The following is a 26,513-nucleotide window of genomic DNA, read 5'->3' on the forward strand; positions in this document are numbered from 1 at the left end:
TGTGGGCTGCCTCCAACATGGGGCCTGCCCAGAGTTTTTGGGTGCTGAAGCCCAGTTATAAGCATTTTAATGCCCGGTCCTGTACCCAGTTCACCTTTCCTCTACGTTATGCTGGCCCCGACGTTTCGCCAGGCTTAGTCCCACAGTCTATTCTTGTAATATCGGGTACTGTATGTTCGCGACCCGCGGGCCAAGGCGCGCCTCTGAAATAAAACATGAGGTTTTTATAACGGTATCGTTAACCTCCAAGTCAAAAGCAAACTGCATCAGGTTAGTACGTTTTCTCTAGGCATAAGGAAGAGGCAAATGCGTTGGCTTCACGCTCGGCTTCCTTTCCATGGGCGCCTGCATGTTTATGGAGCGCTAAGTGACCTAGTTCGTGCGCTGCGTCAAATCGACTATGTTCGCTCGATTTTTGTATATTTAAGAAAACGAACAATAGATAGCGAGAAGACCCTAATACCTTTCGATTCAGACGGAAGCCGTCACATACGGGCCAAAATTCTAGGGTGTAGACGCTTTGTAGACGCTGGCGAAAAAAGGTACAACGAGGAAGGGTGCTGTGGAGGGTAAGTCTTTGATTTAATGGTGGGCCCAGTAGGACTTGAACCTACGACCAAGGGATTATGAGTGCAACCAAACCAACTTTGGGATCGCGCCTGCAAAGCGAAAACAAATACTTTTCAGAGAGTTACGTTTTCCATGAATTACATTGCTTACACAGTTTTCACCCTGTTAGCAGCCAAATGACAACCAGGCGACGACCACCCGCCGTTTAAACATTAGTCTGAAGGAGCTGAATGAAGTGGATAAAATGCCTCACTGCAATCACTGACAAACAATAATGGCACAGTAAAATTTTCTAGGCGAAGCCCTAAGTGGAAAGCTCCTCTATTATTCTATCAAACTGTGGTTAGCCTTACTTCTCACCAAGATATGTTCATTAATCTGAATCTCTACCGACCTTCACGCCTACTTTTTATATTTTAGAGTGAGTCCGTCTATCAAAGACTGTTGGGCATGAATCCGTTGATATTTCTCCTCATAGTTCTCTACGAGCATCTGTTTGGCGCCCTGAAAAAAAGACACGGCCAACTCAGAATATCAGCGGTACAGGAACAGCATCGCCAGGGTATTTGACGAATCAGCACGCGTAGGGTGCATAGCCGCAAGCTCAGCTTCTAGCACCGGAGCAATCTTACTATACAAGGCTGCCACAGGCTCCTCTTTGCGGATGCCAAATAGCATCGCCTTTCAGTATTCAAGTGCGCTTTCCGCCCACGTGGTAGGGTCCGGGTTGGCCGTGCACCAAGATGAAAAAGCCTGTTTGCGATACGTCTCTGCGCTTGCTTCATCCTTCGTAGCCTAGAGAGTGATGTGGTCAAACTTTATTTTAGCACCATTCCGAGCGGCCGATGCGGAGGGATCAGGAAGAACCCCCATCAGATGAACCCACTCTGCCCCTTTCTACAACAGCGAAAAATTTTCTATCGCGAATACGGTTCGTCGTCTAGAGATAGTGAGAAAAAGTAAACGCTTGGGAGTTGCATTGCGAACTCCGAACTCCGAACTCCGAACTCCGAACTCCGAACTCCAAAGCCTAGCTTGATTCAGCGTAGGCCTTGCCCGCACTCACTTGTTGAATCCAGGAAGGACTTAACTTACGACAAAGTGATTATGAATAAAATTCAGTGATTTTAAGAATCGCGCCTGCAATGCGGTTATTCTTAAAATCAGCCATTTGAGAATTTCCACTACTTACACTAGTTACATTGTTCCCGGCAACCAGCAACCAAACAAGAACCATCGCCTTACCTACGGCTAGCTGTGTAGAGCCCCCAGTTAGTCATATAACACAAACATTACCTGCTCGAGACGACCCAGCAGGCGCTTGGTCGGCAGGAAAGCGTCAAATGATGTCTCAGACGTACGCGCTTTGAGAATGGCTGCGATGAACGCCCGCCCTACAGTGCAAAACCTTCATTTTCCAGTGGTACTAGTGTTCTCCTCTCCTCGTAGTCCTTCAACTCATCACGAAATGCCAGAGATGTTTCCTCTTCACCGATATAACGGTAAAAGCCGCCGATGGGCCGCAATTATTGAACGAAAGGGCTAAGGTGGCAAGCGTGTTGTCACTCGCGGGCAAGTCATTATTCATGCCCATGGGAAATGATGTCGACGCTTAAGCCCGAACAGCGCAGCGAGATGCGTGGAGCAGAACGCGTATGAGGCGAAGGTGATATTACGTGAGACTCAGTGTAAGACGAGAAATACCCGGCGTGTGTGGCCCTAAGACCCCCAACTGGCTGGTGACCCTCGCGTCAAGTAACAGGTCAACCTCACAGGCCATAATTGCGCCTCATACCGGTAACTCTTGCTTCTGAGCAACGAAAAATGCGACTAAAGTTGCAGCTTCGTGGCTTGCATTAGTGTCGGAAAAATACTTAGATATTTAAGTATTCAACCACACACAAGAAAGGTGGGTATTCTATGGCTAGCCCCTCTGAAAAAGTTCCCATGAACGAACTGGTCGTCTCAGCACTGGACGCGATCGCCGACGGCATTTACCGCGTTGAGCTCGCTGATCCCGAGGGCAACGACCTTCCCGAATTCACACCCGGCGCTCATGTGCGCCTCGAGACTCCCAGCGGCCAAATGCGACACTACTCGCTGTGCAATGATCCCGACGAGCAGGCTCGGTATGTCATTGCGGTCAAGCGCGAGGAAGAAGGCACCGGCGGATCGAAGAGCCTTGTTGACGAAACCCGGGTGGGCGATCGTCTCAAGGTATCGGCGCCGCACAACGACTTCGAACTGACAGGCAACCCCGCTCGCTACATCTTCATAGCCGGCGGAATAGGCATAACCCCGATTCTCTCGATGATTTATCACCTGAAGGCAACGGGGGGCAAGCCCTTCAAGCTTTACTACCTGTCGCGCGAGCCGTCGCAAACCGCCTTTCTCGAGGAACTCAGCGCCCCCGAGTACCGAGGCAAGGTGGTAATCCATCATGACCATGGCAATCCCGATAACTCCTATGACCTGTGGCCGGCACTCGAGCAGCCCAAGGGGGCCCATATCTACTGCTGTGGCCCCCGTGGGTTAATGGAAGCGGTTCGCGACATGACCGGTCATTGGACACCCTCCAGTGTACACTTCGAAGACTTTGGCAAAAGCCATTCGACCAGCGCAGCAGAGGACACGCCCTTCACTGTACGCCTCCACAAGACCGGCGAGGCGGTTCCGGTACCGGCAGGTGTCTCGATCCTCGAGGCATTAAGAGTGAATGGCCATCATGTTCCCTACTCTTGCGAAAGTGGCACCTGCGGCTCCTGTCGAACGCGGCTTCTGGAAGGCGAGGCGGAGCACCGTGATCTGGTTTTGTCAGAAGCCGAGCGACAGGACAACATTATGGTCTGCGTCTCGCGCGCGCGTTCGAAGGAACTGTTAATCGATTTACCTGAATAATTATTTACTTCACCCCGGAGTGCCCACCATGCTAGTACCCCGCTTGAAACTCGGCATCGCCGGTCTGGGTCGAGGCTTCATGCTTCTGTTGCCCACCTTCGCGGCCCACCCTGGCATTCGCTTAGTGGCGGCGGCCGATCCGCGAGAGGAGGCTCGTCGCCAGTTCCGTGACGATTTTGCCGCCACCACCTATGCTGAAGTTGCTGACCTATGCGCCGATCCCGACGTGGAAGCGATATATATCGCCACTCCCCACCAGTTTCATCGCGAGCATGTCGAACTGGCGGCAGCACATGGAAAGCATGTCTTGGTCGAAAAGCCGATGGCGCTCTCCCTTGAGGATTGCCAGGCCATGATAGATGCCATGCGCCGCGCTGCGTGCTGGCTGATTGTCGGACACAGTCATAGCTTCGATGCGCCCTATTTGCGGACGCGTGAGATAATCGACAGTCAGGATTTCGGGGCGGTGCGCATGATCAGTGCGCTCAACTACACCGACTTTCTTTACCGCCCCCGCCGTCCGGAAGAGTTAAACACGTCGCAGGGGGGTGGGGTGGTGTTCAGCCAGGCTGCTCATCAGGTCGATATTGTGCGCCTGCTCGGTAGCGGGCACGTCAAGAGCGTGCGGGCCGCTACTGGAAGCTGGGATCCTGCACGCCCCACGGAAGGCGCCTACAGTGTGCTGCTCACCTTCGACAATGGCGTATTTGCCAACATGACCTACAGTGGCTTCGCGCATTTCGACAGCGATGAACTTTGCGGGTGGACAGGTGAATTGGGGCGGCCTCGAGACCCCGATCAGTACGGCTGTGCCAGGGCGAGGCTGATGGAGATTCAAGGACCCGAAGAGGAAGCCGCCCTTAAGAACACCCGCACCTATGGCGCTGGCCTTTCCCTAACCAATAGCCAACCACAGGATACCGCACATAACCATTTCGGCTTCGTCCTCGTTTCCTGCGATGGCGCCGACCTTCGTCCCGTACCGCACGGGGTTCAGGTGTATGCCCATACTCGACGCTTTCTGGAACCCTTGCCGCGACCGGAGATCCCGAGGCGTGAAGTTTTAGATGAACTGATAGGTGCCATACGCCATGACCGGCGACCCATTCACACCGGCGAATGGGGAATGGCAACGATGGAAGTCTGCTTGGCGATACTGGAATCCGCCCAAAATAAACATGAAGTTATGTTATCCCACCAGACAAGTGTGCCAGACCCGGTGTGCTATGATAAAACTTCGGATTAGGGCGATATTGCCTCCTTGGGAGAAACCACCACGATGCCTCGTAACAATAATCGGGAAAGTCGAACGGTTCTTCTTCATTGGTTAGAAGATGTGCCGGACGATCGCTTGGCTCACTTGATACGTGATGCCGGCCGAGTTCTGACAAAAAGCCTGCAGTCACGCTTGGCGGAACACTCGGTAAGCTTCGGCCACTGGTCGTTCCTGCGTATCCTCTGGGTAACAGAAGGATTGACTCAACGCGAACTCAGTGAACAGGCTGGACTGATGGAGCCCACGACCTTTACCGCCCTGAAAGCGATGGAGGCCAACGGCCTGATTGAACGCAGACAACTAAATGGTAACCGCAAGAACATTCATATCTATCTTACGGATAAGGGACGAGATTTAAAGGAAACCCTGATTCCCCTTGCTGAGGACGTTAATGATATTGCTGTGCAAGGTACCAAGTGTGAAGACCTCCGTGTGACACGACGCACCTTGCTCAAAATTATCAGCAATTTGGCCGCGGCAAACGAATAATGCTTAATCACAATCATCTGCTAACCCACTAACCTGTGGGTTAGCGATGAATACCGCCAGACCTCTCCATGAGAAGCGCTCAAGATAGACGGAGCGGCCATCAGCATCGATGGGGCTGCCATAGTGATGGAATGTCAGTAGATCGTCCAACGTGACGAGCCCGGGTGCTATGTTTCGCCTCAGTAGAAGCCGTACGGTATCTTCCGGAAGGGGATGTTGGCATGCCAGAAGGCATCGAGTACGCCTTCATTGAAAGTGAATAGTTGGTATCTACCAAGCCCCGAGTAGCTCTTCTTTATTAGGGAGTAACCATACCCGAGGTCGAATTATCGTGCACGACCGAATGTTGTGGCAGTTGTACATAGCCACTCTCCTTCAGTACCGTCAAGTAGGCCCCCTTGCGGCCGACATGCCGCATGAGCAGCTTTCTGGGTGCAGGCGCGCCAATCTTCCAGAACGGGGACACGGCAGGCACCGCGACTGACCTATTGATCCGAGATCGTTCGCTGGGGGCGTCGCTTGCCGGCTCTCTAGAAACGATAATGTCGTACCGATACGCAGGCATGGCGCGATAGTCCCCAGGCCAACCTTAAAGCAAGCGGTCTACCGAGCCATCTATGACGAAGTGAATGCACCGCTTCAAGCTGGCGCTTCGACTTGGTCCCATGGAGTAACTGCCCCGACGAGACCAACCACAGAGGCGACCGGGGGACAGACGGAAAAACCCTGGCAGCTATGGATATTCGGGCACGCCAGGCGCAAACCCATCTCGGAGTTTAGTCCTTAGCATACCGAAGATACCTCCAACTGCCGATTCCACGCTTGATCTTCGTGTGAATTCGGCAGCCCCCGCTGGCCTGTTGACCTCTCACATCGATAGACGCATCGATAAGTCTATCGCCTTGAGATCCTTGGTCAAAGTACCTAGAGAGATGTAATCGACCCCCGTCCTTGCGATAGTGATCAAGGTGGCCTCCGTGACGCCTCCTGAGGCCTCAAGTAGCACGCCTCCTGCTGAGATATCGACGGCTGTCCGCATGTCCTCGATACTGAAATTGTCCAGCATGATCATGTCGGGCCTCGCCTTAAGCGCTTGCTTGAATTCCTCCAGATTTTCAACTTCCACTTCGATCGGCTTCTCGGGTGCCAGATGCCTTGCTTCATCTATCGCCTTAGCGATACCACCACAAGCTGCAATATGATTCTCCTTGATGAGATAGCCGTCATATAGGCCCATACGGTGACTGAGACAACCACCGCAGGTTACCGCATACTTCTGAGCGAGACGCAGGCCGGGTAAGGTCTTGCGAGTATCTAGTAATTGCACTGACGTTCCTTCGACTAACCGGAAAAAATAGCGACTTCGGGTCGCGGTACCTGAGAGAGCCTGAAGAAAATTGAGCGCACTTCTCTCCCCACTGAGCAGAGATCTGGCATTTCCTGACATGTCACAGAGCGTCTGACCGGCCGTGACGCAATCACTATCTTTGACCTTCCACTCGATTTCCACTCGGGGATCGATCTGCTTGAAAATCTCGTCGACCCAAGTGGTGCCACAAACAACGGCATCTTCCTTCGTGATTATGCTAGCTTCCGCCTCACACATACCGGACACCAGTCGCGCCGTAATATCGCCACTTCCGATGTCTTCTTCAAGTGCAGCAATTGCGTTCCTCCTCGCTGCTTCGTCGAGCATGTTTTTATCAATCTTATACATACAAAAACTCTCCCCTTTCCACTTACTATGCAGTTCCAAAATACGCAATTGCACCCATTACCATAGTAACGGTGCCTAGCACCACCCATCGATTCACCACACCTTCTCCACGCATAATAAATACGGTTATCAGCAATACAAAAAAGGGAGTCATTGAAGCCAATAGAGCAACAACGGAAAGCCTACCGCCCTGAAAAGCCATATAAAGAAACACAGGACCGAGGCTTGGACAGACCTGACATCAAAAAACAAAAAACTCACCACGACCACAAACGACAGTATTGACAGGCGCAGAAACGCCACGGATGGTCTTATAAACAATCAGGTAAGATGCCAACAACCCCCAGGAGGATGTCGTGGTGACCGCGGCTGCAATCACTGCATCTGCTACATGATCAATGCCTATTTTCCTGAATACTACCGACACACCGTAAGACAGCGATGCAGCCAAAGGGAAGAGTAAATATCATCTTGAAGTGCTAATTGAAGAATGTACACTCAGCCGCCCGCTCTGTGATCCAAGAAAAGCCGTACCCAACAGCACAAACCCGATCCCCGGCAGCACTGCAAGATCAACATCCTCACCTAGAAAAAAGATGGCCAGCACTACGGTAACTAGCGGATGGGTCAATGTGAGTGGAGTAGTGGTATTCGCACCTAAGCTTTCCATACCGAGGAAATGGAACAACCGACCAAGCAGGGGAGCAAAAAATCCGGCCAAGACAGTGTAACGCCACTCCCACCACTCCGTGAGCTGCCAGCCATCTCTGAGAAGACTCCAGCCTCATAAGAAAACCACGTTAGTGGATAGGGTCACCCATAGTGCCGCAAGGGTTGATGAGGAATTGACACCAATCTTCACAAGAACAAAAGTGGCGGCGAACATCAGCGAAGACAACAGGGAAAGCAGGACAGGTATTATTTCCGAACTCAACACCATGACCTCACAACCCTAAAATACTCATAGAGGCCAAGTTAACGCCGAAGTTTCATGGCATGTAGCTTGGCCTTTATGAGAATAGATTACCACAAACAAGAAACTGTTTTTTTATATCATATCATCACCTTATACCGATGAAGCCGCAAATGAGGTGTGGCAATAACCGCCATGGAGACGAGCAACACTGCCAAAGCAACTGCCCACCAGCTCGGGGCAATGAACAACAGCCCTGCCAGCCCAAAGCCAAACCTCGGACACTTGAGGAGCCGTCCGCGCCAATACCCTTCAACCGCGATACTCAGTAATAGTACGCCGATCACCGCAGTAACACAGGTACTGGCGATCTCCGCCCAGCCACCGACCATCAGCAGTCCATCACCATACATGAAGGCAAAGGGCACGATGAAAGCCGTAATGGCTAACCTCACGGCCCCGGTAGCAATCTCTAGGGGCTTGGCATCTGCAATGGCCGAAGCGGCGAAGGCGGCTACCGCCACCGGGGGTGTCATGGCCGAGAGCACAGCGAAGTAGAGGATGAACATATTGGTCTGGAGGACGCTAAAGTCCAGTCCCAGCAAGGTGGGACCCACCAGCACGGCCGCCAGGATGAAGGCAGAGGGAGTCGGCATGCCCATGCCCAAGATAATCGCCAGTATGGCGGAGATGATCAGTGCTAGGAAAGCAACATCGCCAGCCAGCAAGTACACGAGATCGGCGAACTTACCGCCCAGGCCCGTCATGGAGATTCCCCCGATTACCAGCCCCGCCGCCGCACAAGCCGCCACAACTGAGACCATACGCAGTGTGGTGACGGCCAAGGCATCCCAGATAGCCTTTGGCCCCATCCGAGTCGAACTACGGACCGCCGAGACGATCAACACCACCGCAGTGGCAAGCGCCGCGACAAAGGTCGGGGAATACCCCATTAACAGAGCCGCCGACAACGCGACCAACGGGAGGATGAACAGGCCGCCGTTCTTGAGAGTCCCTTTCAAAGGTGGAGTTTCCTCCTTGGACAACCCTCTCAGGCCCAGTTTCTGGGAGCGCAGATGCACCTGCGCGTATACGCACATGAAATAGAGCATCGCAGGAATAATACCGGCAACGGCGATATCGCGATACTCAATGCCCGTATACTCCGCCATGATGAAAGCTGCAGATCCCATAACCGGGGGCAACAGACTTCCACCGGTGGAAGCGGCCACTTCTACACTACCCGATAGTGGCTTGCTATACCCGAGGCGCTGCATGATCGGGATAGTAACGGATCCCGTCGTGACGACGTCGGAGGTTGGGCTCCCCGACATGGTACCGTAAAGTGCCGAGGAAATGACGGCGATCTTAGCCGGCCCCCCGGTTCTACGGCCAGCAACCGCGGAGGCCAGATTATAGAAGAACTCGGCACCGCCCGCCTTGGACAGGAAGGTTCCGAACATCACGAACAGGAAGGCATAGGTCGCCGCGACGCGAAGCGGCACCCCGAACAGGCCGTCCGAAGTGAACATCATGATATCGAGAAAGTGATTATAACTGACCTCTCGGAAACCAAGTGCTCCCGGTAAGCCGTGCCCCCAAAGGTTATAGACGACAAAGACCAGCACGACGCTGGTCAGGCCAAAGCCGACCGTGCGACGTGTTGCCTCGATGGTCAGTGCTAGGAGCACACTGGCCGCTAGTAAGTCAACTGTCTCCAATGGGAACAGCAAGGTGATGCGCTGAGTGATCCGGTGGCTTTCCGCAAAAAAATAGAGTCCAACAACGAGACTCGCCACGACAAGGCACCAGTCGAACACGCTGGGGCGGTCCTGACGCCCCTTGGGCCCAGCGGTCACGTTAAGGAACAGTAGGGCCAGCATAGCGGAAAGGAAAACGACCATCATGGCATACAGATCTACATATACGATTGTCGTCGTATAAATGACTGCCAGCGCCACGAGGGCAGCGCATCCATGCACTACCATCCCCAGCCTGCCCGTGAGGGTTCGCCTGGCGCCGGTTCCCGTTACCATCGAGAAAAAGTGATTCATAGACCAACCTCTCAGTAGCGATACTCTTTCCACAATTAGCGAAGGCCGACTTCCTTAAGGTAACGCTCGGCGCCATCGTGATAGGGCACAACGTCTACATCCGCCATGACTTCCGGTGTCAGGCTCTCCATGGCCGGATGAACGTTGGCGATCTTGTCATAGTTTTCGTAAAGCGCCTTGGTCAGGTTATAGGCCATTTCCTCATCCATATCGCTCCGCACGGCCAAGGCAGTGCTGACCGACACGGTTTGTGTTTCTTCCGGCGCCCAATCGTAGGCTCCCCCAGGAATTGTGAAGGCGCTGGTTCCCGTCTTCTCCGAGACTTCCTGTATGGTGTCCTCGGACAAGGGCAAAAGCTTCACATCGACACTCGAGGCCGCCTGCATGATCGAACTCTGTCCCACGAATAGACTGTTCAGGAGCATGTCGATGCGCCGGTCCTGAAGCAGGCCCGACTGCTCACTGGAAGCGGCATAGATGATATCGCCTCCCCAGCTTTTGAGTTCATCGGGTCCCGCACCGATGGCCTCTAACATGGTTTCCGCCACATTCGATGCGATATTACCGCGCTTGTTGATGGCAATGGTGATCGGTGGCTTGACCTCGGCGATATCCTCAAAACTGGAGATACCATGCTTTTCGGCAAACTCTTTCCTCATAACAGCCTGCATCGGCGCCCAGGTGTAGAGATAGGCAAGCACCCTAATATCGTCATTGACAGGCTCGCGAAAAGGGGCTGCCCCATCGCGAGCCAGCTGCAGCACGGCGTCCTCAACCATACCCAGGCTAGCATCACCGCGCTGCAGGACTGCCACATTGGCAATACCGCCCCCCGAAGTCTGATAGGTCACAGTCGAGCCGGGATATTCAGCTTTCACGGCACTGTCCAGGCCGGCGCCCAGCAATGACCACAGTCCTCCTGGCGAGGCACCGGCAACGGTGAGTTTGTATTCTTGGGCCGATGCGACATTCATCATCAGCCCAGGAACGACAAGGGCCATGGCCATCACGGACTTCTTGATTGAGATTTTCATTTATTCACCTCTTATACTTATGACGTCATTGGTACTACGGAGTTTGGTTTGTTGTTGTAAAGGTATCGCTGTGCAACGGATAGAATCACCCTTTCAGGGACAGTCAGATCTTGAAGCTTTCCAGCGTGGCGGGATGGAACAGCTCCTCCGGCTTCAATAGCCGCCGGGACAGCCCCTCCGCATGGTGTTGCTCGAGAAACCGCTCCAGCGTGTGCCGGTTAGGAGCAAAGCCATAGGACCAAAAATCCTCTCCCATCAGGCGTCGGGCTGCCTGGAGCTGGTCCTCGACGAACGGCAGGGTTACCTTAGTTGCTGAGGTGTCACTAAGCTTCGCCAATGCCTTGACCTTGGATTGCTCGAAAGCCTTGTAGACGGAGAATGGCAGCCAGGGATGGCGCTCTACAAGCGTCTTGCGAATGCCCAGCAGATGCATAATGGGGAAGATGCCCGTTCGGCGATACCAGTCCGAGGCTGCGCGTTGAGGATCACGGTAGAGGTAGCCCACCTGGGGATGCCCCTGCATAAAACAAGATGGAGCTCGCGGCCCCACTACCGCATCCAGCTCACCAGAAGCCAGCATACCGGAGAGAGTTTCCCCTTCCGGAATGTTCTCCACGCGGACTCCGTCGGGAAGATCGAGGTTGATCTTCTCGACCCGACCCGGCTCCTCGTAACCACCACGCATCCAGGTCACATCACGAGGCTGGAGGTCATGATCCTCCTCGAGGAACAAACGGGCCCAGACATTAGCGGTCAACTGATATTCGGGAACGCCAATGCGTTTGCCCCGCAGGTCGGCCGGCGATTCGATACCGCGATCGGTCCGAATGTAGATGGAGGTATGCCGAAAGGCGCGTGAGGGGAAGACGGGTACCCCGATATAGGGGCAATTGCCCGCTGCCGTCTTTACGGTATAACTGCTCAGCGAGAGCTCGGTGATGTCAAAGTCGGCATGACGGAAGGCACGAAAGAAGATTTCCTCCGGGTCATGCAGCATGAATACCGGATCTACCCCATCGATCTGCACTTCCCCATCGATCAATGGCCTTACGCGGTCGTAATTGCCGACGGCAACCGAAAGTTCAAGCTTGTTCATCATGGTTCCTGCTTTGTTATTTGTGAGTCACGATGTTTAGCAACATAAGAGGCTTGCTCACGGGCTCAACGTACCGATCTTAATTGTTGGCATGGTGCTGCTTGTCGGCATACAGCTCCGCCTCTTCAGGGGCGGTACCCAGTTGACGCCAATCCTCTTCCTTGGGGACGATGCCCTGGAAAGACTTGAGCTTATAATGCGGAATCCGCGGCTCCTCGGTGCCAATGGCTGGTCCTCCTTGCTGCATGGTCTTGGCGGCCTGCACCATCTGGCGACGGAACTCGACGATCGCCAAGTCGCTCGCACCGAGACGATCATGGGTTCGATCGGCAATCGGGCCCATCGTTTCCCACATCGCGATATCCTGATTGGGGATGCCCTTGATACCGGTGAAGCTGGTACCGAGTTGCATGATGCGACGATCCTGCCAGTAGTTGTTTTCACGGGTACGGAATTTACCGTAGTGCGTGTCCACATCGATCCCGATCTGCGTGCCGAGGAACTTGCGCCAGGACTCGGTATCAGGCGTAGTGCTCGCGTCGCCCCAGGCGATGAAGTGGAACGCCGTATGGGTGTCATCGATTGGCACATGCAGGATCGCGATATCATAGAGATTGTTCGGTGGGATCTGTACTGTATAGGGCGCGATGAACAGTGTGGTACGCACGTAATCATGCGTCTTGGCGTCCTTGATAGGACGACGGATAGCGGCATAGCGGAAACCGAACGGGGTCGGCTGCACTTGCAGACGCGGCGCCTTGTCTGTGGACGGGCGCAGCCAAAGCTTGTCGGTGGCCTCGGCGCCATCCTTGCGGGCCGGCACCATGTCGGTGGAATGCAGGCTCGAGGAGTGGGCCGAGTCGATGGCTCCCTCTAGGATTTGGGCCCAGTTGCAATCGACGATCACCTTGGAGATAGACACCTTAGTTTCCGGAGTCGGTTGGAAAACGGGCGGAATGAACTCCGGCTGCTCCTCGGGCGGCCCCATGTAGACCCAGACAAAACCGGCCGACTCATGGGTGGGGTATGCCTTGTGCTTTACCTTCTCGGTCATCTTTGATTCTGGTGGCTCGGAAGCCATCTCCAGAACATTGCCCTCGACATCCATCTTCCAACCATGGTACAGGCAGCGCAGTCCACACTCCTCGTTACGACCCAGCACTAGCGATGCGCGCCGATGCGGGCACATCTCGTCCAGCACCCCCACGCGCCCTTCGGTATCGCGAAAGGCCACCAGATCCTCACCGAGCAGTCGAACCCGCACCGGATCACCATCTGGCTCCTCGATCTCTTCTGAAAGGCATGCGGGCAGCCAGTGGCGGCGCATGATCTCACCCATGGGGGCATCGCCCTCGACACGACACAGCAGTTCGTTATCTTCTTGCGTCAACATAAGCACGGTCTCCGTTACAAGAATAGTTAGCTTCACGAGGAGGCCTCGTCGATAAGTAGGCCTCGCCGATATAGTTAGATACCTAACTTACATCTCTAACCTTAAGGAATCGAGCGGCCATGTCAAATAGACCAAAGTCGCACCCAGTGTGTTGGGCACCGTAACGCTGACGTGATCCGCCTCCAGCCAGCCGCACCATTGCTAGCCTTGGCGGACCCTCGATACGTAGGAGCCTGATATGAAGCGTAGACCGGTGGCCAGAGCGGCCATTTCGAGCGTGGTGGAGCGAGCCACGGGAGAGCCATTAGGATGCAGGCATGATCGGGAAGTGATAGAGGAGCCACTAATCGATGAGTTCTACGAACTGCAGGCGCGCATCGCCACCTTGGGGATGGAGCTGGCCCGTACCCGCGGCCAGGAGGACGGGGCGGCCATCGAGTCGGCACCGGCCTTCCAGAAGATGCTCACCATGCTCGGCTGCGCAGCGCCCTTTGAGGTCCCCGTACTACTCCTGGGCGAGATAGGTACTGGCAAGGAGAACCTGGCCCAAAGCCTGCATGACCAGAGCCACCGTACTGAGGGCCGCTTCGTCGCCGCGGAGCGCTCTGGACGGTCTAGCCACCTGACGTCCGAGAAAAGGATGTCAAAAGATACCGTTCGTTATCTGGCGATCACCGCCAAGAACTGCCCCGTAGTCTGCGGTGGCGACACGATATACTCAATGTAAGCCCTGCCCTTTTCGCAGGCCCCATAGCGATTTGCTATGGGGGTACCTATGTTGCTACGGGATAGACGACAATATCAAATTCGGCTTTTGAACAAAGCCTTGGGGGCATCACAATCTGCGAGAGATTCCCGCCAGGACAAATACTACTTTAATATGTTTGACAAAACCTCGCAGTGTATATACCGATCTCTAAGTTAGATAATTAAACTTTACCTTCTGCTTATCCGTATCGTTTTGTAGATTTTTTTAACTGGCAGCACCTCAGACCTTCGATCGGCGAGGTTCTGCGGTTTCCCGAGATGCCCCTTCATGTCAGGAAGGAACACCGAACTATCTTCGAGACGATGGTGGCCGGCATGGCCGTAGAAGCCGCGGCATTAATGCGCACTCATGTCGTTGAGGCATCTAAGCGCATGCGGCTCAACAGCCCTGTCTGACGGGGCAACGAAGCGAGAACACAACGAAGGTAGTACACTATGAAAGTTGTTCAAAGGCATCTTCATAAGAAAGGGCTGCGGATGCGGAAAAGTAGACTGCGGACGTGCTGCTCCGCTGGAGCGCTTGGAGCGTCGGTGTTCGCCGCCGCGATACTCGGAGGCGTTGCGGCATCGGGTTCGGCATTGGCCCAGATCACGAAACAGCCAGAAGTGACGAATAATGAGGGAGCCGGGTACAAGGAGCAACAGGACGAACTTCCGGCGGGACGAGATATCTGATCCGCGTCCCGACCGAATGGAACGGAAAGCTGATCCGCGACCTTGACTATGCTGCGAGAGAGGACAGCCCAGGATGGTCCGATCGCTTCAGCGCCTTGCTGAACAGGGGCTATGCCCTGGCAGGCAGCGCACGCCACCCACTCCGGGATTGGCAGTACGACCCAGCACGGGAGGTCGCCAATCTCGATCTTGTTCTCGATCGCTTCGAGAAAACCTATGAAGGGCCTGAACACATCATTCAGTTCGGCTGCTCCGGTGCCGGACATACGGCGCTGGCCGTGGCCGAAGATTTCTCTGATCGCGTTGATGGAGCCGTTGCCCTATCCGCGCATACGCCCGTGTGACTGATGAACACCTTCCTCGACGGCTGGTTCGTCCTGCAGACGCTCCTCGCCGAGTACTATGAGAAAGCCGGACATGGCCCGGCGCCCAACTTGGCGATCACTAACCTTCCGCCCGATATTAGTGCCGGTGCCGATGCGAACGAAATCGGTGGGACGCTTCCGGAGGAATGGCAGAAGGCATTCAAGGCTGCACAAAAATTGCCGGATGGGCGTGCCCGTATGGCACTGGCATTTGCGCTGGGAGAATGGCCAGTTTGGACGGCTGGCGGTGACGAACAGCATCCGTATCTAGAAGACCCGAAGGCGCTGCAAGAGGCGATGTACAACACGCTGCTGCTCATATCGTGGAGCCCTGGTGGCGCTGCCCGGACGATGTTCGAGAATTCCGCGCAGGGTCAACAATTGTCTTGGAACGAGAATATCGATTATGCGGCGTATTTCGAGAACGTAAACCCTGCCGTCAAGAATGCCGTCGAGGTGCTCTATCAAGTGGCGGGGTTGGGACCTCAGGCGGATATTCAAAGGATCAACGAGGCGTCCGGCGTCCTAGCGTCTACTCATGCGCTCGAATATTGGGGCGCTGCCGGCCGCAACGTCGTAGGAGATCCTGAGATTCCTGTGTTTCGATTGCATGGGCTTGGCGATCACCAGATCCCCTACACGCTCATGCCCGGTTATGAGGATCTGGCAGCCAAAAACGGAAAAGAGGACTTGCTTCGTACAGCATTGCACTGGATAGGCCATCAATCCCGCCGAAAGTACCTTGGCGGTCGGAGTTATGAACCAACGGTTTGATACCGGGGAATGGCCAAGTACGGAACCGCAAGATCTCAACGAGATGGCGTCCTCCTTGGATATCGAAGGAACGGCACACTTCATGCCCGTGGGCGATTATGACATAGCGTATTTCAATCGAGGCTGGGTCCCCGGCAAAGAAGAGTAGGATCAACGAAATACGCGCGCGCAGGGGCGTTACCGTTGCAGCGCGCTTCCTGGCCATGTCTCAGCCAGATTGGATGGAACGTGTCGATGCTCACGGTTTTGCCCTGCCCCGATAGATGCCCCCGTTCTGAGGTCAGTCTGTTTCGATAGAGGAGATGGACGATGCGACGACGAGATATTCATCCTGGGTCGAAACCTTGATCTTCGTGAACATGTCCGCTTCCCTTCTATTGCGACCAGAATGGCCGAGATTACTCATTCAGCATGGCCGCCGGCGTGCTGGATGCAGATCAACCATGATGGTGCCGTAACGTTTTGCTCGTTGCCAACTCCAGTCGTCGATGTCAACGACCCGAATCGTGGAGTTGCTGTGAGCGACCGACCCTAGTTGTATGGCGCGCATAAGTTGAAGCAACCGTCGGCAGCCAATCGGTGAACGTTTGCCATACACATCTCTAATGTGCGCTTTGCCAGCGGCTCAGCAGGAACTTAACCGTCACAACCGGCTGATCCTGAAGACTCCAGTTGGACCAGCCGTGCCGTCTTCGTCTTCGCCGTCCGCAATCGGAGCAAATGCCGACTGTTGATCCGGCAGCGGAAACAACCGAACTCTGTCATCATCAGTGAGTTCGACACCCAGAATTTTGACCCCTAGGCCGGGCGACCCTTTCGATTTCCTTTGCATGCTCGCCCCTAGGAATAGCGTCGCTAGCAGCGGATGAACCACAGAAATTGAGGAAGAACCCAATTAACTGCCTAGCGACACGTAGTGAGGCGCACCGACGGGAGCGGACGACATGCCGCTCTCAGCGGACCCCGGAAGCGGCGGGAACGCGCGATGGCAGATGATTCAGCGACGAGCTCATCAGACGCCAGCCCCGTACTTCGAGCTACGAAGACCCTGTGCTGCGCTCCTCCGACACGATGCTGCCCGAGGCCGGGCGAAGGTTTCCGGCTGTTGGTCGGTCATCGTTGACCTAAGAAATTTCCGTCCGGCAGTGGCAGCGGCGCTAAAGGATTCCCGTCGAAGTGAGCGTCGATTGGAGTGTTGACAGTGCAGCTACATGGCTAACCCAGTCGAGCCTGCACCGCCTCTATTAGCACCAAGGCATCAGCCAATTGCCAAAGGGTACCGGGTAGAAGCGCGAGAAGAAGTCATTCAAGCGCTACCGATCGGTTACCTGCATATCGATATCAGCGAGATTCACACCGGCGAGGGCAAGGCCTATCTGTTTGTCGCGGTGAACCGAACGTTCAAGTTCGTTCATGCCCAGTTGTACCGGTAGATGACCCGACAGATCGCGCCGAATTTCTCGAAGATACACTGAAAGCCCTACCTTACCGCGCCCACACCGTGCTGACGTATAACGGCGTGCAGTTTGCGAAGAAGGCGGGAACCAAGACCTACAAGCCGCATATCTTCGATGTGGTCTGTCATCGTTACGGGTTGGCTAACGAAGCCCTCCATCCCTGGACCAATGGGCAGGTCAAGCGGATGAATCGAACCATCAAGGAGGTGACCACGCGGGCGTTTCACTGCACCTCGCTGGAGCAGTGACAGTCTCACCTGAAGAACTATCTATGGGCCTACAACAGTGCTCGGCCACTCCGGGCGCTCAAGGGCAAAACACCGATTGAATTTATCCTTGAGAAATGGCAAAAAGAGATCGAGAGGTTTTATGGTGATCCGAATCCCCACTTCACGGGACCAAACAGCTAGAGAGGCTCGACCCGAAACACGAGGGGAAAATACGAGACCATACCTGCCCGCTATGTGGTTGGGGTGCGACTAGGCACCCAGCGTAGTCAGGAAATCCCCGGGGCGCTTACTGATGGAGATTCAGCTAACTAGGGCTAGGGCGTGTTGGATGTGCTGGTTGTAATTGATTTCCCCGCAATACGCCTGAAAATCGGTCATCCATTTCGCTAACAAAGGAAATATCTTGCTGGTACCATGGATGGCTATCTGAATCGCCTTTGCACTGAATCCGAAAATTGAAGAAAAACGAACGCGTCGCCAGCCGCAATATTACCTCCGACTAGCTGGTTTGCGCATCGTATCTTGCATCCTACATTGTGGATGTGAAAGAGATCGACTGGTAATCAGTATACATGATCGGGCAGCGCCTCTGCGATAATTATGTCCCAATATGTTAAACTTAATTAGCGCATTTGTTAGTGCCCAACCCACTTCAAAAAAATAAATATTAATTTTATTTCACTAACGAAGAATGCCTTCACACCTATGCTAGGCCAAGCTACATGACGACAAGATAGCACTCCTTACCCCAGCATTTTACGAACAAACGGAGCTTACCGCTTGTAAATTTATTGGGAGGGCTTCAATGCGCACCAGCCAAGCCACAAAAAAACTAACAACAAAAATCCGATTAAATAAAACCCCCAAGTGATACCAAACATATTGATCGCCGCACCCAGACCAACGGGGATGACTACGCCTGCGAGCCGGTTGGCAGTGGAGCGCAACCCCACCGCCAACCCTTGAGTATCGCTGCTCGCTGCCTCTGAAAGCAAGGAGAGTAGCAAAGGCATCGATAGCCCCATCCCGGCCCCGTGTAAAATGGCCAAGACTAACAATAGCGTAAAACTAGAAAATGCAGGGGTCACAGCGATAGATAAGATCGCAAGCGCGACTCCGCTAACTAAAACATGTTCTTGCGAGCCAATCAGTCGAACCACGGAAGCACTGAGCATAGTGAACCCTCCTGAGCAAAGCCCAGCGATCCCAACAAGGATGCCAATTTGTATTTTTCCTTGTCCCACGAAATCTAGAGCGACCACGTAGAAAGATGCCTGTACTGTGTACGCAGCGATCCGAATGAAAGTTGTATAGAGCACAAAGGCAACCTGACGATCGCGCATGGTTTTCAAAGCAGTTAAATGTGTTGTAAGCACTGATCGCGATCCGTAATCAACATGTGTATTAGCGCCTTGAAAGCTGCTGCCACAGCTAACGACTAAAAGCGTCAGTGCCGCGCCCCAGGCGGCGACCACTCCAAATGCAGCCCATGGCCCACTGAGCCCCCAGGCCAGGCCGAGCAAAAACGGGCCGCATAAATTGCCCATGCTAGCGGCGAAGCTAAAGCGACTTGCATATAAAGGATCACCCTTCGCAACCTGCCCCAGAACAGTCTGTGCACACATCCACACGAAAGCCGTTACCACTCCGCCGAACAATTCCAGTAAGATCAGTGCTGATGTAAACGGTAGCACCGGATAAAGTAGTGGTATGAACATTGATAGGACAGCAAGCACCTGTAGAGTGCGTCGTACGCCCCACTGGTCGAGTAAATTTCCACCGTAAATTGATAACAAAAGCGGCAGGAAGGAGCGTGCAGAAAGAATGACCCCCAAGTGTGAGGGGGCAATACCGAGCGATACACCCCACAAGGGTACTGCGAGGCCCATCATGAGCATGGGACTCAAAGAGAAAAAGCTCAAGGCGTAGAGTGTCCAGCCATGACATTTTTTTTTGCTTGTTTTTGCCACAGCCCCTCCTCTATTAATTATGTGCATTAAGGATACTTAATCACCCTCCCACACTTCGGTTTAATGCGGTGATGATGGCTATCAAGGCATTTAAAGTGTGTCATAAACGCTGCGTGTCGAGATCTAGCAACCTGTAAAAACCAAAAAACAAACAGCACTTACACCTAGCAATTATCCGAACAAAACCCCCTACTACTCTTAAAGCCCTGCCCCGCTGAACCAAGAACGCATTTAACATGGATAGTAAGGCCACACGCCTAGCTGGGCTATTGGTCACTAAATAGACCCAGCGGCATTTATTGGCTTTAGGGAAGTGGTCATTAAGGTTAAAATGAAACTAAATTCTGGGAATATCGATTGTCTTAGTACGTATAAACGCACTACAAATCACGCAGAAACCGAAAACAGCTAGTCCCACTATGTCGGTATAGAAGCCGCCTGAAAATAGGTCTGTTGGAATGAGCAGTAGGAATCCTCCTATGATCAGCAAGAACCGGAACCATGCTCCTACCATACGACCCATGTAGCCGACAATTCCCGCAGTAACCATGTAAATACCCATTATTGCCGAGCCTAGCGCCCAAGTCACTTGCATAGGACTGCCCTCTAGGATTAGCGATGGGGCAAACAGAAAGAGGAAAGGCACGACATAGGCTGGCCATGCCAGACGCATTGCAGCAATGCTCGTGCTCCACGCACCAGCCCCAGCAATATTGGCAGCCGCAAAGGACGCTAATGCCACTGGCGGTGTCACCATTGAAAGAAGACCGAAGTAAAAGACGAAGAGGTGTGCCGAGATCACTGGAATGCCTACTTCGACGAGCGCCGGTGCCACTAGCGTAGCGAGTAAGATATATACCCCTACAGTGGGCATGCCCATGCCCAACACGATGCTAATCAGTGCGGTAATGAGAGCTAGCAGGAAAACATTTTCACCGCTTGCATTGATGATATGCAGCGTGAGATTGAAGGCGAGGCCCGAAAGATTGAGTACACCAATGATCAATCCAGCTGCTGCGCACACAATGACGAGTCCGCTCGCGGCGGCCCCCGCTGAGGCAACAACGGACCAAATATCTCCAAGAGCTATGCGGCGGTCGCGGTAGCCAAAAATTAAGCTAACAGCCAGCAGAGTGAGAGCCGCCAGAACGGCTGCTCGTTCGGGGCGCATATTTAGAGCGAATAGTGTATAGAAGAGAACTACGAAAGGGATTAGAAAATGCCAGCCCTGACGCAGCGAATGCCAGCAGGAGGGGATCTGTGAGGCTTCAACCGCACGAATGTTGCGTTTGGCCGCGTAAAAGTCGACGTTGATGAAGATGGCGAGGTAGTACAACAGTGCCGACGGTAGCGCTGCCATCATAACTGTCGAGTAATCGACACCGATGAAGTCAGCCATGATGAAGGCAGCAGCCCCCATGACCGGTGGCACGAGCTGCCCCCCTGTGGAGGCTACCGCCTCGACCGAGCCAGCATAGGCAGGGTTGAAGCCTGCTCGTTTCATCATCGGGATCGTTACCACACCGGTGCCTACTACATTACCGACCGCACTGCCCGAGATCGATCCGAAAAGGCCTGAGGCAGTGACTGCAACCTTGGCTGGGCCTCCTCGAAAACGCCCCATGCCAGCCAAGGCTATGTCATTAAAAAAATCAGCCGCACCGCAACGCGCCAGGAGCTGGCCGAACAGCAGGAATGGAATAACGATGATTACCGCCACCTTTAGAGCGGTGCCAAGCATGCCATTCGCATCGATCGCGAGATAGACCACTAGTTCCGAGGGCGTAGTCTGACGGCTCTGCAGCTCCCCTGGAACGAGATGCCCAAATAAACCGTAGACTAGAAAAATTAGTACAACCGACAGGATACCAATACCGGCTGAAGCTGGCAGGTTGAGCATGAGCGCAATGAACAGAACAGCACTGGTCGCGATCAGCCAGTCCGGAAGATAAGGTGCCTCCATCGATATTGATGGGTAAAAGAGCGCGACGTAAAAGCCCACACAGAATATTACAGCGGCGCAGACAAGGTTGGCCGCCTCTAGCCAGCTGTTGCGGGCGCGCTCCGCCATGATCAGAAAGCCCGCAGAGAGGGAAAGTATGAGAACTAACACTAATAGCTGTACATCGTATATCGACATCTCCAGTAGACGATGCACATTGCCAGCATAAGCCACCGGCAACAGTACCATTAATCCCCCTAGTAGCCTCTTTGCATGCTTGATTAAAGCGGGATCCAGGGAGTTATCTTTCGGCTTTTGCATGACGCTACTCTACCAGCCCGGCTTCGGTATAGTAGCTGATCCCACCTGGGTGATAGCTCAGACCCGGATAGGTAGGTGCCATGCTAGCTGGCTCGAAGTCAGCGAAAGCCGTAAGGATGCCACGCACTTTCTCAGGATTTTCGTGGAGGAGTTTTACGATTTCATAAACAGTCTCATCAGGAACATGCTTCCCCGCGGTTAATATATAGTTATACCCCATCATTGGCGTTGGCTCATCCACGCCCACAATGCCATCGCCCGGATCGACTGTTTTTATATAGGAGGTGGGTACGAATTCCTGCATCGCCTCCTCGGCCTCGGGTGTATCGTTGACAGCAAGCCAGCGAATGCCTACGGCAGCATCTGCCTCGCGTGTTTTACCACCCTGCAAGGAGAAAAAGGCCACATCGACGTTGCCCGCGATAAGGTCATCGACACCATTTGGTACAGATGGCACCATATGGGTTTCCATGTCTTCAATGTACAACCCTCCAGCGGCGAGAATGCCGTCGACTTGGAACCGTAAGGTCGGCTGTGCTGTGTAGCCATAGGTGATGCTCTTACCTTCGATGTCGGAAACTTTGTAGTGATCTGAATCCTCACGCACCATGAACCCATAGGCTGAGGAGCTCAGAGAGGCTACGATACGAAGATTCTGTAGTGGCCTACCCTCGAACGGCTCCTGCCCCTGAACTGCAGCAGAGATATCAGGGCTCGGGATCAATTGCATGTCCAGCCGACCTGCATCAATCATTGGCATCGACTGTCCCGATCCGCCATAGGCTTGCACGCGCACGTCCATCCCTGCCTCATCAGACAGAAACTTCGCCATCCCGGCATTGGCAGCGTAGTTTTGCGAGCCTTGGGTCCCGGCACCGATACCAAGTGACTGCGCGCTAGCGCCGCTTGCCATAAAAATTGTGGTTCCAAGACAAATCGCACCCAGCATTGCATATTTCATGGCGATACTCCGTTGTTTATTTTATTTTTCGGTGATGGTTAGTTTATTTTTATCGGGTTACTCGTTTCCTGTTGGCCCCCCTTATATTCCACTGAATCCCGCTCGTGCCACCCAATAATCCCAAGCCCGTGCGAGGGGCATAGGGCTTAGCAGCATGGCGCTTGTCTTTTCTATCTCCCCGTCGGTGAGGTAACTCAGCTCTCCTATCTGGAGTGTGTCATGTATGAGCTTGGCGTTATCCTTCAGCCCGATAGACACCATGCAGACCGCTTTAAGATTATCCGCTGCGCAGACACACCCATGCCCGCGAAGCAGAGCAACCCGATTCTCCCCAAGTGCTCGTGACAGCGAATGCCCCATCTCCATTGAATCGACGAGCATATTGGTGTCGCCGAATTCGACCTGGCTGTCCCAGGTCTCAATCTCCTTGCCGATCACTGACGACATGTGGAAGATCGGGCGCAGCGAGATTGCATTCATCGTGAACGGAAGAATCGAGCGAGCATGATGATGTGTCACTGCATTCACGTCCGGGCGATCCTTGTAAATCGCGCCGTGAATATGCCGCTCGGCATATGGACGTCGATGGTCATTGCCGATTAGCTCACCATCGAGTGTAAATTCCATGATGTCGCCACGCGTTACCACTTCGGGGCTCCGCGAGCGCGATATAAAATAACGCTCATGGTTCAAAGGGTTACGCACACTCACATGCCCAAAGTCGTCTATCACGTCTTCTCGCGCCAGGATGCGATTGGCAATAACGAGGTTGGTAATGGTCGTCTCAAGAATATCTTCCTCGAAACGTGCTTTCATGTCTTCGGGCATCTGGTGGCTCCTCCGCCTTTCATAGGGATAGATAATACTTATATTCAGACTAGTTGTGTTTCGTCACGGGAACTAATATATATTTATACCTTTCTGTATACTCATCAAGGTATAGATTCTCATGCGGTCAGTTGCCTCCCAGCTCACCATCCATAAGCTCGAAGTCTTCTGCATAGTCGCAGAGCTGAAGAGCGTTTCGCGGGCGGCTGAGCGTCTGAATATTGCCCAGCCTGTCGTCTCAGCGCATCTGAAATCGCTTGCGAGTAAGTTAGGAGTCTCACTGACGGAAAGAAACGGCCGACGCATCGCACTGACCGAAGAAGGCCATCGCGTGTACAAGTGGGCTCAGGATGTCGTCATCCGCACTCAAGAGTTCGAACGCGAGATAGCCGATACCCAGCGCGGGCTGGCCGGCAAGGCCAAAATCGGTGCCTCAATGACTCTGGGCTCTTACGTTCTTCCTGGTATTATCGCACCAATCAAACAGCGTTATCCCCAGGGAGAGATATCAGTGCAAGTGACTGATTCGATACTGGTTCCAGATGCGGTGAGACAAGGCGAATGCGACTTTGCTTTTACCATTTTAGATCCACGCCATGATATCGCCGGTCTGGAGGTACAACGGGTGCGGGACGAACGCCTGATCCTCGTGGCATCGAACAGATCCGAGACCAAGGCGAAGAGCGTAGCGCTCGATGAACTCTCAGAACTTCCATTCGTCACAGCTCAGTTACGTACTCCTCGTCGTGATATCGAGGAGCGCTTATTAATGGAGTTTGGCGTATCACGCAAACAGATTGTGATGGAATTTGGCCATGCCGAAGCTATAAAGCAAGCAGTGCGCGCTGGTGCGGGTGTTGCCTTCTTGTTTCAGTCTTCGGTTCGAGATGAACTTGCCTCAGGCTCACTGAGGAGACTAGAGACATTGGGTATGGAGCTACGCGTTCCGTTCTACCTGGTTTACCGAAAAAATAAGAATTTGACCAAATTCCAAACCACGATGCTGGACGAAATAAGCCTCGCATTACGCGATTAACCTGCTGATCGCATCGCTTGCACCATCGAGGGCGCGTAGCCCTTAGCCGCTTCGATTTCAAGTACTGCTACGCCGCCACTCTCGACCACCTCCAGAGCATTGCTTATAGCTTTCATCACCGCAGTAGGTGAAGTCAGCAAACCATAGCTTGTCGCGCCGAAGCCTTGAGCTATCGCACTGACATCAATGTCGGGTCCGTTCATCACGATGCCCACATGCTTGTTCTCGACGGGGCGTTCCCGCTCCTTCGCAACCGACTCTTGGTGTACTTCATCGTTATAGAACGAATGGTTATTCACGACGACAATCATTAAGGGGACGCCCTGGTTGACTGCCGTCCAAAGAGCCGAAGCGTTCATCAGAAAGTCGCCATCGCCTAGTACCGCCAGTGGCAAGTGCTTTAAGCCCTCGTCACGCAGGGCTAATGCCGCACCCACCGCCATCCCTGGGCCGGAACCAATTCCGCCACCACCATCATAACCCAGGGAGCCAAACGGATGGGAAACGGGCCAATCCGCGCCGGTCCAGCTGAGTGGAGCGCGTATCAGACAAACAGAGCGCTTATTCACACCTCGGCGTAGGAGCACTGCGATATCCTGCGATGTCATCGTGCCGCCCTTTACTTCGTCCGGCAAGGAAAGCGCAGGTAAGGGAACTGTTTCCTGTGCTTCCAAAGCTTCCACTAGCGCGGCAACAACCTGGTCAGGCTCATTAAGGAAGGCTACATCGGCCGGGGCGGGGGCGCCGCCATCCTTTACCCAGCCGCGATGATTGTGAACGTCGATCGTGGCCGAGATTATTCTTGCCGGCACCGGCCGATCACCAAAAACCGAACGCAATGTCCCACCGAAGTCTAGCCAGTCGAGATTCACTATGATCTCGGCTTCAGCAATTGCCGCCTTGGCTTTCGGATCGGGGAAGTAGCCTGCATGACCGATATTCGCGCCATGAGCGCTGGGGAAGGTCGCGCCGGTCTTGAAATCTGTCACCACCTGCGCTCCAAGACGCTCAACAAACGCGATGCGGCGCGTCCAATCCGTATAATCATGCGACATGCGCCCCATAAGAACGACGATTTTTTTTGCACCTGACAACAGCATTGCAGCCTCATTCACCAAATCAGGTACAGGCGCCCCGGTCCGCGGCGCTCCTCGCCGCGATATATCAATTTCGGGCAGCGGCGCATCTAAAGCCTTCTCCTGCAGTGCTGCATCGATATTAATATAGACCGGACCGCGTGGAGCAGTTCCCGCACGGGAAACTCCTTCAACCAATGCATGAAGAGTGGCCGTGACTCCTCCAGGTTGATCATCCCACTTTACAAAATCTCGGATCAGTGAACCCTGATCCTGCGAGGTATGAATCCAGTCGATCCAGGAGCGCCGCTGGGTGGCATCAACTGGACCCGTAGCCCCTAGGACTACCATAGGCACCCGGTCGCACCAAGCATTGTAAATACCCATGGAACCATGCATCAAACCCACATTTGAATGTAGCGCGACTCCCATGGCACGCCCCGTCACCTTAGCGTAACCATGCGCAATGGCAACCGCTGCTTCTTCATGTACACATAACAATAGCCGCGGGTCATTGTGGGTAAAGTTCACTAAGCTATCGTGAAGCCCACGGTAACTTGCGCCAGGATTGAGTGCGATATAGTTAAGCTCAAGACCCTGTAAGGTTTTGGCTATCGCATCCGAACCCCAGCAGGGGACGTCATTATTGGATTTATGGCTCATGATTACG

The 26,513-nt window shown here is 53.8% G+C and carries 21 protein-coding genes and 1 pseudogene; 9 read left to right on the top strand and 13 right to left on the bottom strand.

Going from position 1 to position 26,513, the window contains the following annotated elements:
- Window positions 1-271 precede the first annotated feature (271 nt).
- On the bottom strand, window positions 272-439 hold the full coding sequence (locus ACW44H_RS14180; protein ID WP_457505179.1) for an ImmA/IrrE family metallo-endopeptidase: 168 nt from the start codon (window positions 437-439) through the stop codon (window positions 272-274).
- Between the two features lie 2,051 nt (window positions 440-2,490).
- On the opposite strand from ACW44H_RS14180, the gene ACW44H_RS14185 reads away from it, so the two are divergent.
- The 3 genes from ACW44H_RS14185 to ACW44H_RS14195 are packed head-to-tail and all read left to right on the top strand — an operon-like array spanning window position 2,491 to window position 5,233.
- On the top strand, window positions 2,491-3,468 hold the full coding sequence (locus ACW44H_RS14185) for a PDR/VanB family oxidoreductase (RefSeq protein WP_174788255.1): 978 nt from the start codon (window positions 2,491-2,493) through the stop codon (window positions 3,466-3,468).
- A 28-nt stretch (window positions 3,469-3,496) separates the two neighbouring features.
- Window positions 3,497-4,714 (top strand): Gfo/Idh/MocA family oxidoreductase, encoded by a 1,218-nt coding sequence (locus tag ACW44H_RS14190; protein ID WP_174788256.1) that lies wholly within the window; start codon window positions 3,497-3,499, stop codon window positions 4,712-4,714.
- Between the two features lie 33 nt (window positions 4,715-4,747).
- Complete coding sequence (locus ACW44H_RS14195) at window positions 4,748-5,233, top strand: MarR family winged helix-turn-helix transcriptional regulator (RefSeq protein WP_174788257.1); 486 nt, start codon at window positions 4,748-4,750, stop codon at window positions 5,231-5,233.
- Window positions 5,234-6,101: 868 nt separating this feature from the next.
- Here the strand turns inward: ACW44H_RS14195 and nadC are convergent.
- The 6 genes from nadC to ACW44H_RS14225 form a co-directional block, all read right to left on the bottom strand.
- Window positions 6,102-6,950, bottom strand: a complete 849-nt coding sequence (gene nadC / locus ACW44H_RS14200; RefSeq protein WP_174788258.1) for a carboxylating nicotinate-nucleotide diphosphorylase — start codon at window positions 6,948-6,950, stop codon at window positions 6,102-6,104.
- A gap of 466 nt (window positions 6,951-7,416) precedes the next feature.
- Complete coding sequence (locus tag ACW44H_RS14205; protein ID WP_230803560.1) at window positions 7,417-7,671, bottom strand: EamA family transporter; 255 nt, start codon at window positions 7,669-7,671, stop codon at window positions 7,417-7,419.
- A 332-nt stretch (window positions 7,672-8,003) separates the two neighbouring features.
- On the bottom strand, window positions 8,004-9,917 hold the full coding sequence (locus ACW44H_RS14210; protein ID WP_174788259.1) for a TRAP transporter permease: 1,914 nt from the start codon (window positions 9,915-9,917) through the stop codon (window positions 8,004-8,006).
- Between the two features lie 35 nt (window positions 9,918-9,952).
- Complete coding sequence (locus ACW44H_RS14215) at window positions 9,953-10,951, bottom strand: TAXI family TRAP transporter solute-binding subunit (RefSeq protein ID WP_174788260.1); 999 nt, start codon at window positions 10,949-10,951, stop codon at window positions 9,953-9,955.
- Window positions 10,952-11,054: 103 nt separating this feature from the next.
- On the bottom strand, window positions 11,055-12,047 hold the full coding sequence (locus ACW44H_RS14220; RefSeq protein ID WP_174788478.1) for a substrate-binding domain-containing protein: 993 nt from the start codon (window positions 12,045-12,047) through the stop codon (window positions 11,055-11,057).
- 79 nt (window positions 12,048-12,126) lie between these two features.
- Window positions 12,127-13,440: a Rieske 2Fe-2S domain-containing protein gene (locus tag ACW44H_RS14225; protein ID WP_174788261.1), complete on the bottom strand. Its 1,314-nt coding sequence runs from the start codon at window positions 13,438-13,440 to the stop codon at window positions 12,127-12,129.
- Window positions 13,441-13,678: 238 nt separating this feature from the next.
- Here ACW44H_RS14225 and ACW44H_RS14230 point away from each other — a divergent pair, with 238 nt between their 5' ends.
- The 3 genes from ACW44H_RS14230 (at window position 13,679) to ACW44H_RS14240 (ending at window position 16,022) form a co-directional block, all read left to right on the top strand.
- The gene (locus ACW44H_RS14230) at window positions 13,679-14,167 is read left to right on the top strand and encodes a sigma 54-interacting transcriptional regulator (RefSeq protein ID WP_174788262.1); all 489 of its coding nucleotides are present in this window, start codon (window positions 13,679-13,681) and stop codon (window positions 14,165-14,167) included.
- A gap of 811 nt (window positions 14,168-14,978) precedes the next feature.
- On the top strand, window positions 14,979-15,227 hold the full coding sequence (locus ACW44H_RS14235) for a hypothetical protein (protein ID WP_457505182.1): 249 nt from the start codon (window positions 14,979-14,981) through the stop codon (window positions 15,225-15,227).
- A gap of 3 nt (window positions 15,228-15,230) precedes the next feature.
- Window positions 15,231-16,022, top strand: coding sequence for a hypothetical protein (locus ACW44H_RS14240; protein WP_174788264.1), 792 nt, complete (start codon window positions 15,231-15,233; stop codon window positions 16,020-16,022).
- A 433-nt stretch (window positions 16,023-16,455) separates the two neighbouring features.
- Here ACW44H_RS14240 and ACW44H_RS14245 read toward each other — a convergent pair.
- Window positions 16,456-16,854 (bottom strand): annotated as a pseudogene (locus tag ACW44H_RS14245) (hypothetical protein); the annotation flags it as partial.
- Between the two features lie 379 nt (window positions 16,855-17,233).
- Here ACW44H_RS14245 and ACW44H_RS14250 point away from each other — a divergent pair.
- Together ACW44H_RS14250 and ACW44H_RS14255 are read left to right on the top strand one after the other, a co-directional pair.
- Window positions 17,234-17,455: a hypothetical protein gene (locus tag ACW44H_RS14250; RefSeq protein ID WP_174788265.1), complete on the top strand. Its 222-nt coding sequence runs from the start codon at window positions 17,234-17,236 to the stop codon at window positions 17,453-17,455.
- A gap of 68 nt (window positions 17,456-17,523) precedes the next feature.
- Window positions 17,524-17,727, top strand: a complete 204-nt coding sequence (locus ACW44H_RS14255) for a hypothetical protein (RefSeq protein WP_174788266.1) — start codon at window positions 17,524-17,526, stop codon at window positions 17,725-17,727.
- A gap of 770 nt (window positions 17,728-18,497) precedes the next feature.
- Here ACW44H_RS14255 and ACW44H_RS14260 read toward each other — a convergent pair.
- From ACW44H_RS14260 to ACW44H_RS14275, 4 genes are all read right to left on the bottom strand, one after another.
- The gene (locus tag ACW44H_RS14260) at window positions 18,498-19,679 is read right to left on the bottom strand and encodes an MFS transporter (protein WP_174788267.1); all 1,182 of its coding nucleotides are present in this window, start codon (window positions 19,677-19,679) and stop codon (window positions 18,498-18,500) included.
- Between the two features lie 337 nt (window positions 19,680-20,016).
- A complete protein-coding gene (locus tag ACW44H_RS14265) occupies window positions 20,017-21,942 on the bottom strand; it encodes a TRAP transporter permease (RefSeq protein ID WP_281662342.1) in 1,926 nt (641 codons plus the stop codon).
- A gap of 4 nt (window positions 21,943-21,946) precedes the next feature.
- Entirely contained in the window at window positions 21,947-22,903 is a 957-nt protein-coding gene (locus ACW44H_RS14270) for a TAXI family TRAP transporter solute-binding subunit (protein ID WP_174788269.1), read from the bottom strand.
- An 81-nt stretch (window positions 22,904-22,984) separates the two neighbouring features.
- Complete coding sequence (locus tag ACW44H_RS14275; protein WP_217488676.1) at window positions 22,985-23,731, bottom strand: class II aldolase/adducin family protein; 747 nt, start codon at window positions 23,729-23,731, stop codon at window positions 22,985-22,987.
- 121 nt (window positions 23,732-23,852) lie between these two features.
- Between ACW44H_RS14275 and ACW44H_RS14280 the strand changes: the two genes are divergently transcribed.
- Complete coding sequence (locus tag ACW44H_RS14280; protein ID WP_174788270.1) at window positions 23,853-24,767, top strand: LysR family transcriptional regulator; 915 nt, start codon at window positions 23,853-23,855, stop codon at window positions 24,765-24,767.
- Here the strand turns inward: ACW44H_RS14280 and ACW44H_RS14285 are convergent.
- The gene (locus ACW44H_RS14285; RefSeq protein WP_174788271.1) at window positions 24,764-26,506 is read right to left on the bottom strand and encodes a thiamine pyrophosphate-dependent enzyme; all 1,743 of its coding nucleotides are present in this window, start codon (window positions 26,504-26,506) and stop codon (window positions 24,764-24,766) included. The genes ACW44H_RS14280 and ACW44H_RS14285 overlap by 4 nt on opposite strands.
- Between the last annotated feature and the right edge of the window lie 7 nt (window positions 26,507-26,513).

It is taken from the genome of Vreelandella sulfidaeris Esulfide1 (genome assembly GCF_054072535.1).

What these genes read in the sequence shown, in the direction of transcription:
- ACW44H_RS14185 (WP_174788255.1), top strand. Translation starts at nt 2,491, where the DNA reads ATGGCTAGCCCCTCTGAAAAAGTTCCCATGAACGAACTGGTCGTCTCA.
- ACW44H_RS14190 (WP_174788256.1), top strand. Translation starts at nt 3,497, where the DNA reads ATGCTAGTACCCCGCTTGAAACTCGGCATCGCCGGTCTGGGTCGAGGC.
- ACW44H_RS14195 (WP_174788257.1), top strand. Translation starts at nt 4,748, where the DNA reads ATGCCTCGTAACAATAATCGGGAAAGTCGAACGGTTCTTCTTCATTGG.
- nadC (WP_174788258.1), bottom strand. Translation starts at nt 6,950, where the DNA reads ATGTATAAGATTGATAAAAACATGCTCGACGAAGCAGCGAGGAGGAAC.
- ACW44H_RS14210 (WP_174788259.1), bottom strand. Translation starts at nt 9,917, where the DNA reads ATGAATCACTTTTTCTCGATGGTAACGGGAACCGGCGCCAGGCGAACC.
- ACW44H_RS14215 (WP_174788260.1), bottom strand. Translation starts at nt 10,951, where the DNA reads ATGAAAATCTCAATCAAGAAGTCCGTGATGGCCATGGCCCTTGTCGTT.
- ACW44H_RS14220 (WP_174788478.1), bottom strand. Translation starts at nt 12,047, where the DNA reads ATGAACAAGCTTGAACTTTCGGTTGCCGTCGGCAATTACGACCGCGTA.
- ACW44H_RS14225 (WP_174788261.1), bottom strand. Translation starts at nt 13,440, where the DNA reads ATGTTGACGCAAGAAGATAACGAACTGCTGTGTCGTGTCGAGGGCGAT.
- ACW44H_RS14230 (WP_174788262.1), top strand. Translation starts at nt 13,679, where the DNA reads ATGAAGCGTAGACCGGTGGCCAGAGCGGCCATTTCGAGCGTGGTGGAG.
- ACW44H_RS14240 (WP_174788264.1), top strand. Translation starts at nt 15,231, where the DNA reads ATGAACACCTTCCTCGACGGCTGGTTCGTCCTGCAGACGCTCCTCGCC.
- ACW44H_RS14250 (WP_174788265.1), top strand. Translation starts at nt 17,234, where the DNA reads ATGGCTAACCCAGTCGAGCCTGCACCGCCTCTATTAGCACCAAGGCAT.
- ACW44H_RS14265 (WP_281662342.1), bottom strand. Translation starts at nt 21,942, where the DNA reads ATGCAAAAGCCGAAAGATAACTCCCTGGATCCCGCTTTAATCAAGCAT.
- ACW44H_RS14270 (WP_174788269.1), bottom strand. Translation starts at nt 22,903, where the DNA reads ATGAAATATGCAATGCTGGGTGCGATTTGTCTTGGAACCACAATTTTT.
- ACW44H_RS14275 (WP_217488676.1), bottom strand. Translation starts at nt 23,731, where the DNA reads ATGCCCGAAGACATGAAAGCACGTTTCGAGGAAGATATTCTTGAGACG.
- ACW44H_RS14280 (WP_174788270.1), top strand. Translation starts at nt 23,853, where the DNA reads ATGCGGTCAGTTGCCTCCCAGCTCACCATCCATAAGCTCGAAGTCTTC.
- ACW44H_RS14285 (WP_174788271.1), bottom strand. Translation starts at nt 26,506, where the DNA reads ATGAGCCATAAATCCAATAATGACGTCCCCTGCTGGGGTTCGGATGCG.